The sequence below is a fragment of the Curtobacterium sp. AC273 genome, from assembly GCF_979253735.1.
This window is the reverse complement of sequence record NZ_CEEDDU010000003.1, coordinates 203,249-209,479: the sequence shown is the minus strand read 5'-3', so window position 1 is coordinate 209,479 and position 6,231 is coordinate 203,249. Positions and strand designations below refer to the sequence as shown.

Here is a 6,231-nt window from a genome sequence, read left to right as displayed (position 1 = left end):
GTGTGTGTGTGTGTGTGTGTGTGTGTGTGTGTGTGGGGGGGGGGGGGGGGGGGGGGGGGGGGGGGGGGGGGGGGGGGGGGGGGGGGGGGGGGGGGGGGGGGGGGGGGGGGGGGGGGGCCCACGCGCTTTTATCGCTGCCCCGTGAACTGCGCTGGGCCCAAACCGCACGCCGGCGGTGACCGGCGGGACGGAGGGGAGCCGCGCCCCAGGCGGGTCAGGCGGGGCAGGCGGGGCCGAGTTTCGTGGTGAGCGACAGTTCACGCGCTCGCTGCCCCGTGAACTGCGCGGGGCCCGGAACCGGGCCACGCCAGCGGTGACGGGCGGGGCGGAGGGGAGCCGAGCTCTCCAGGCCGGGCGGAGCGGCCGGGGACGGCCGCGACTGCGAACCAGCAGGCGCACGGCGTAGACGGGACCCATGCGACGACCCACCTCGTACCGAACCCGCTGCCGGCCAGGAATCCGTCTGGGACTACCCGCGCCCGCCCGCCGTCGAGCCGGTGCACGAGCGCGTGGTGGTGCGTCTCGGCGGTGCCGTGATCGCCGACACCACCCGCTGCGGTGCGGGTGCTGGAGACTTCCCATCCGCCGGTGTACTACCTGCTGATGGCCGAGCTGGACCTCCGGCCGGCCGACGGCTCGAGCATGTGCGAGTTCAAGGGCCGAGCCCGGTACTTCGACGTGGTGGGCGGCGACACAGTTGCGCCGCGGGCGGCGTGGAACTACCCGAACCCGGAGCCGGGGTACGAGGTGCTCCGCGACATGGTCGCGATCTACCTGTCCGCGATGGACTCGTGCGAGGCCGGCGGCGAGGTCGTGCGCGCAGGACGGCGACTTCTACGGCGGCTGGATCACGTCGAAGGTCGTCGGGCCGTTCAAGGGCGGGCCGGGCACCCTCGGCTGGTGAGGAAGGCGTCGGCTATCACCCGCGCCGGCCCGATCACTCGCGCCGGCCTGATCACTCGCGCCGGCCCGCTCACTCGCGCCGGCCCGCTCACCGCGCCGGCTCGCTCACTCGCGCCGGCTCGCTCACCGGTAGGCGTATGGCGACCAGAACGGCGGCGGGAACGCACCCCCGGTGACGATCACGAGCAGGTGCCACACGAGCATCATGGCCGAGCCCCCCCCCCCCCCCCCTCCGATCACGATCCCGATCCACGACCAGACCTGCACGGCGCGTCGACGACCTGCGATCGCGATCGCCCGCCATCCGCTCAGCACGCACACCACGCCGAACGCGGTTCTCGAGCAGGACGTGGCGGCCCATCGATGCGGCCGGCAATGATGATGCCTATCCAGAACGCGACGGGCCTCGAGCAGCACGGCGAAGGCCGCGGGAGCGGCGGGTGGCTCGTGGTCCCGCGCGGCTGCTCCCGATGCGCTCGGCCTTGCCGAGCGGTGGGTCGTGGCGGCCGAGGCGCGTCCGATCCGGCAGGTGCTGGTCGGTGATCGGCGACGAACGATGGAGGCATGTTCTTCGGTGTCCGCTGGTCTCGCCCATCTTCGTGCCGGCATCGACGACCTGGCCGCCGCCCGGCAGGACTTCCGCGCGCAGGTCCCCGAGTTCGTCCCGCTCGACGAGGACACCACCGTGCTCGCCTCGGGCGTCGCGGAGATCGCCCTCGGCAGCGCGCTGGTGCTCGCACTGCGTCGGAGCCGTCGGGTCGTCGGCAACGTCGCCGCCCTGTTCTTCGTGGCGGTCTTCCTCGGCAACCTCTCGCAGTGGCTGAACCGTCGCGACGCGTTCGGCCTCGACTCGGACGTGAAGCGCATCGGTCGCCTGTTCGGGCAGCCGCTGCTCATCGCCGCGTCCCTCTGGTCGACGCGCGGGCGGCGAGTGTGATGGCAGCCCGGGCGGGGGTCGGCTGGCCGGACGGCGCACGTGCGGCCGGTCCGGGAGCGGACGCGGCGTCGAGTGCTGCGTCTGGTCCGGATCCGCTGGGGTCCGGTCCGGCGTCGGGTCCGGATCCGCTCGGGTCCGGTCCGGCAGCCTTCGGCCGGGCGCGCGCCACCCCCTGGCATTGCGCGCCGCCGCGTCGTCGACGTGGTCGCCACCACGGCGCTGCTGGTCCTGCTGGCCGCCGAGTCGGTCGCTACCGCCGGGGGCGGGATCGTGTTCCTGTCGCTCGCGTTCGGCCGTGGCGAGTCGCCGGGCAACACCTGCGACGAGGCGTTCGGGGGAGCCGTCGTGTCCGTCGGCCCGGTGCTGGTGGCCCTGGTGCTCGTCGCCACGCTCGTCGTCTGCGTGCTCCGCCTGGTGCGGCGCAAGCTGGACCTGGCCCTTCGCGCTGGTCGGGATGGCGGCCGTCGTCGCGGTGTTCTTCGGGGCGATCCTGCTCGTCGACAGCGCGATCACGCACGGCATCTGACGCCCGTTCCCGGCCGTCGGCGGTTCTTCCTCCACAGGCGGCGGTCCCCCGGCGATCACTCCACAGATGCCAGCCCCGCTCGGCGCACGGGACGGCTTGCGGCGACGCTGGGGGCATGCCAGACAACGACATGCTCGACCGCCTCATCCACACCCTGGTCCGGACCGACGACGACGTGGTGGACCTCGTCGACGCGCTCCTCGAACGACCGCTCACACGACAAGGTGCTGTTCCTCGACGAACGCGCCGTGCCGATCTCGTTCGTGATGCCCATCTCCGACCTGCCGTGGCAGCCCGACGAACACGTCGACGACTTCGCGGCGCTCGCGGCCGACGTCGTGCAGCAGCTCGCCGCGGCCGAGGTGGTGCTCGTGTGGGAGCGACTGCGAGTCGCCTGTCCCTGGTCGACTGGAAGTGGGTGGACGCGTGCGAGCGCGCCCTGCGTGAGCACGTGGAGTCCGCATCCGGGCGCAGGCGGTGCACACGGCGGGACGGCGGTCGTGTCCCTCGACGAGCCGGACGACGCCGGCGGCGAACCGCCTGCCCTCGCGTCGTGACGCCTGGGCATTCTGCGGGGCGGTGTCCGGCACGGTCTCGCCGGTGAGCTCCTCGACGACGGCCTTCGCCTCGGGCCAGAACTTGGCGTAGTGCTCCGGGTCCGGGTTGATCTGCACCGCGTGCGCCATCTGCGTCGGCGTCATGGTCTTCCACCCGGGGACCTTGACGAGCCAGCATCGAGGCCGTGTACGGGTCCATCCGCTGCTCGTACGTGCCCCAGGCGCCGTTGTCCTGGCTGCTGGAACAGGCCGCGGCTGTCCGGGCCGGCGGCGTCGCCGTGGTCGATGTTCTCCAGGCTGGACTCGCCGATCGCCGTCATCACCCCGACGGCCTGGGTGTGCGGGCCGATGCCGAGCGCCTGGGCGGGCCTCGATCACGTACGCGGCGTTCACCAGGCGGTCCTGGCAGAAGCCGGCGACCGGTCCGGCGGGCACGACGATCCCGCTGATCGTCTTCGAGGCGACGTCCGGGCACGTGGGCGTCACCTCGGCGGTGGCGGACCTCGGTGGCCCGGACAGGGAGTTCACGGCGATGACGATCACGACGATGACCCCGATGCCGGCGATCGCGACGACGCCCGCACCGAAGACCGATGCGAGCGTGATGCCGACGCGGCGCATGGCGCCCTTCCCGGGCGGGGCGGGTCAGGCGGAGCACGAAGAGGCTACGTGCGCCGCCTGGGAACCGCACCCGCCCGGATCGGGGTGTCGCCGGGTCCGGGCTGGTGTCGCTCAGACGTCCCGGTGCTCGTGGTCGTGGTCGTTCGCCTGGCGCTGCACCTTCGTCGGCTCGGTGACCAGCCCGGTCGGGGCCTTGTCGGTCTGCTTCCGCCCGTGCGTGAACCACGTGACGACCCAGAGCACGACGCCGAGCGCCAGCAGCGCGCCCGCGATCTGGTACTGCTGCGGGTCACGGCCGGACGAGAACGGCAGCACCAGCCACAGGCAGGTGACGACGCCGATCACGGGGATGACCACACCGGCGCGCTTGTGGTCGACCTTGCCGCGACGCAGCACCAGGACGGACAGGTTCACGACGGCGAAGACCGACAGCAGCAGCAGCGACGTCGTGCCACCGAGGACGACGACGATGGGGGAGTCGGGTCGAGCAGACCCAGCCAATCAGCAGCAGCGAGATCAGGGTCGTGAAGACGATCGCGTTCGACGGGGTGCGGCGGGCTGGCGAGACGCGGGCGAGGAAAGCCGGGCAGGACGCCCTGCTTGCTCATGCCGTACAGCAGACGAGACGCCATCATCATGTTGATCAGGGCGGTGTTGGCGACCGCGAACATCGAGATGAACGGCAGCAGGTCCGCGATCAGGAAGTCCGGCGCGGCCGTCACGCACCACGGTCACGAGCGGCGTCTCGTTGCCGGCCAGTTCACCGATCGGCACGACGGCGACGGCGCAGATGGAGACGAGCACGTAGATCACGGCGGTGATGCCGAGGCCGGTGAGCATGACCTTCGGGAAGATGCGGGAGGGTCCTTCGTCTCCTCGGCCATGTTCACCGAGTCCTCGAACCCGACCATCGCGAAGAACGCCAGCGACGTCGCGCGGGCCGAGATCAGCGGCGCGCAGGGACTTGTCCTCCGCCAGCTCGAACATCACCACGCCGAAGTCCGCAGTATGCCGCCCTGGCCGATCGCCCAGAAGCCGATCAGGATACCACTGCACGAGGCCGCTGAGCACCAGGGTGAGGACCCACGTTCGGTCTTCGCCGCTCTCGCTCACCCCGCGGAAGTTGATCGCCATCCACCATGCAGCATGAAGCTTCCATCGCGATAGCATCACGACCGCGTACGGCAGCCTGATGCCCGAGAGGCCTCGGCACCGAGGTGTTCGCCGCGGCGAACGCCCTGGACGCGCATCGACGCCGAGGGTGATGCCCAGGAAGCACCACGATGAAGGTGACAATAACGTGCCAAGCGGATCCCGAGCTGCCTGGTACAGCATAAACGCGGCAACGGCAGCTGCAGGTACTGCGTGACGAGCTCGAGGTACGAGAACGCGGTCAGCAGGGCCACCGGCGAAGGCGATGAAGAGGAAGGGGAGCCACGCTGCTCCGCCGACCTCTGCCGCGACCTGACCCGTGAGCGCGTAGACGCCCGTGCCGAGGATGGCCCCGACATGAACAGCAGCAGGAGTTTGGGACCGATGACCCGCTTGAGCTCTGTCTGCTCCTGTTGCGGGCGCTCGGTGTGGTGGTGGCCATGCACGTCAGCCTCTTCCCGGGGGACACCATTCTGTCCACCTTCACAGGAAGCTCCCCGCTGATCGCAACACGGCTGTGTCCTGGGGGACACGCGTTCTGCGGACGCCGACGGGCGGGGCCGCTACGCTCCGAGCCATGTACGACGAGTCGACCACCACCGAAGAGCCCATCGAGTTCGCCGACTTCAACGCGAAGCTGCTCGTGCTCGACGTGCTCTGCTACGACCTCGACGTGCTCAGCGAGCCGTACGACGGCGAGGACGACGAGCAGAGCGACGAGGACCTCGATGTCGAAGGGCAGGACGACCGGGCGCGCGAGTACTACGACGACCTCGACCTGCTGCCGTCGCATCTGTCCCTCGTGACCCGGAGCTCTTCGTCCGACCCGACCTCGAGGTCCTGCAGGACGTGCACCCCGGCTGGGACGGGACACTCCGGACGACCGCTACGACCCGCAGAACTGGGACGACGTGCTCGACCTGCCGGCTCTCACGACCGTGTACGCCGCGGCGCCGCTCCCCGCGCACGTGCTCGAGCGCCTCGCCGCGAAGGGCGTGGGAGGTCCGCTCCGCCCGATCCGACTCGGTCCTCGCCAGTGGCAGTCCGCCAGTGACGGCCCAGCGCGTCAGTTCGCGCGAGCAACTGCTCGGTGAACTGCGTCGCGCCGCCCTGCGCCGGCAGTGCCCATACCGCCACGGCCTCGATGCCCGCCGTCGCCAACGCGCCCTGCGCCTTCCGCCCGACCGCGACCACCCTGGACGGCCCCGGGCCCGCCCCGACCAGCACCGAGCGCCGCCAGCAGCTCGACGCGGCAGGCGCCCCGTCGCGGACCTCGGCCGGCCGCGGCGTGCGGTTCGTCAGCCGGTCGGAGCCGGCGAACGGATGGTGCGGGAAGATCGCCCACGCCAGGGCGGCAGCGCCACGCCAGTCCGCCAGGGCAGCCGCACCACCCGCGACGACGCCTCCCACGGAGCGGTCGGCTCCGGCGGCACGAGGTACTCCGCACCGAGCTCGCGCATGCTCGTGAACGGCACGCCCGTGTTCGTCATGCCACGCCAGCCGGGAGCCTCGGCGACGAGCAGCGTGTCCGCCCC

9 protein-coding genes and 1 pseudogene are annotated in these 6,231 nt (G+C 71.5%); 5 read left to right on the top strand and 5 right to left on the bottom strand.

Features of this window, described 5'->3' with window-relative positions:
* Positions 1–20: 20 nt before the first annotated feature.
* Together ACZ8AI_RS05785 and ACZ8AI_RS05780 are read left to right on the top strand one after the other, a co-directional pair.
* Positions 21–179, top strand: a complete 159-nt coding sequence (locus tag ACZ8AI_RS05785) for a hypothetical protein (protein WP_464857185.1) — start codon at positions 21–23, stop codon at positions 177–179.
* A 246-nt stretch (positions 180–425) separates the two neighbouring features.
* Positions 426–904 (top strand): annotated as a pseudogene (locus tag ACZ8AI_RS05780) (DUF427 domain-containing protein); the annotation flags it as partial.
* 122 nt (positions 905–1,026) lie between these two features.
* On the opposite strand, the gene ACZ8AI_RS05775 reads toward ACZ8AI_RS05780, so the two are convergent.
* Positions 1,027–1,218 (bottom strand): hypothetical protein, encoded by a 192-nt coding sequence (locus ACZ8AI_RS05775; protein ID WP_464857183.1) that lies wholly within the window; start codon positions 1,216–1,218, stop codon positions 1,027–1,029.
* A gap of 259 nt (positions 1,219–1,477) precedes the next feature.
* Here ACZ8AI_RS05775 and ACZ8AI_RS05770 point away from each other — a divergent pair, with 259 nt between their 5' ends.
* Both ACZ8AI_RS05770 and ACZ8AI_RS05765 read left to right on the top strand, forming a co-directional pair.
* A complete protein-coding gene (locus ACZ8AI_RS05770) occupies positions 1,478–1,840 on the top strand; it encodes a DoxX family protein (protein WP_464857181.1) in 363 nt (120 codons plus the stop codon).
* 295 nt (positions 1,841–2,135) lie between these two features.
* The gene (locus ACZ8AI_RS05765; RefSeq protein WP_464857179.1) at positions 2,136–2,366 is read left to right on the top strand and encodes a hypothetical protein; all 231 of its coding nucleotides are present in this window, start codon (positions 2,136–2,138) and stop codon (positions 2,364–2,366) included.
* Positions 2,367–2,578: 212 nt separating this feature from the next.
* Here ACZ8AI_RS05765 and ACZ8AI_RS05760 read toward each other — a convergent pair whose 3' ends face one another.
* The 3 genes from ACZ8AI_RS05760 to ACZ8AI_RS05750 all read right to left on the bottom strand — a co-directional run bounded on the left by ACZ8AI_RS05760 (position 2,579) and on the right by ACZ8AI_RS05750 (position 4,678).
* The gene (locus ACZ8AI_RS05760) at positions 2,579–3,544 is read right to left on the bottom strand and encodes a hypothetical protein (RefSeq protein ID WP_464857177.1); all 966 of its coding nucleotides are present in this window, start codon (positions 3,542–3,544) and stop codon (positions 2,579–2,581) included.
* Positions 3,545–3,655: 111 nt separating this feature from the next.
* Positions 3,656–4,045, bottom strand: coding sequence for a hypothetical protein (locus ACZ8AI_RS05755; RefSeq protein WP_464857175.1), 390 nt, complete (start codon positions 4,043–4,045; stop codon positions 3,656–3,658).
* A 15-nt stretch (positions 4,046–4,060) separates the two neighbouring features.
* A complete protein-coding gene (locus ACZ8AI_RS05750; protein WP_464857173.1) occupies positions 4,061–4,678 on the bottom strand; it encodes a hypothetical protein in 618 nt (205 codons plus the stop codon).
* 595 nt (positions 4,679–5,273) lie between these two features.
* Between ACZ8AI_RS05750 and ACZ8AI_RS05745 the strand changes: the two genes are divergently transcribed.
* Positions 5,274–5,750, top strand: coding sequence for a DUF6892 domain-containing protein (locus ACZ8AI_RS05745; protein WP_464857171.1), 477 nt, complete (start codon positions 5,274–5,276; stop codon positions 5,748–5,750).
* 244 nt (positions 5,751–5,994) lie between these two features.
* Here ACZ8AI_RS05745 and ACZ8AI_RS05740 read toward each other — a convergent pair whose 3' ends face one another.
* On the bottom strand, positions 5,995–6,186 hold the full coding sequence (locus ACZ8AI_RS05740; RefSeq protein ID WP_464857224.1) for a hypothetical protein: 192 nt from the start codon (positions 6,184–6,186) through the stop codon (positions 5,995–5,997).
* Positions 6,187–6,231 lie beyond the last annotated feature (45 nt).

Excerpts from the sequence above, each read along its gene's own strand:
- ACZ8AI_RS05760 (WP_464857177.1), bottom strand. The coding sequence starts at position 3,544 with ATGCGCCGCGTCGGCATCACGCTCGCATCGGTCTTCGGTGCGGGCGTC.
- ACZ8AI_RS05750 (WP_464857173.1), bottom strand. The coding sequence starts at position 4,678 with ATGGCGATCAACTTCCGCGGGGTGAGCGAGAGCGGCGAAGACCGAACG.
- ACZ8AI_RS05745 (WP_464857171.1), top strand. The coding sequence starts at position 5,274 with ATGTACGACGAGTCGACCACCACCGAAGAGCCCATCGAGTTCGCCGAC.
- ACZ8AI_RS05740 (WP_464857224.1), bottom strand. The coding sequence starts at position 6,186 with ATGACGAACACGGGCGTGCCGTTCACGAGCATGCGCGAGCTCGGTGCG.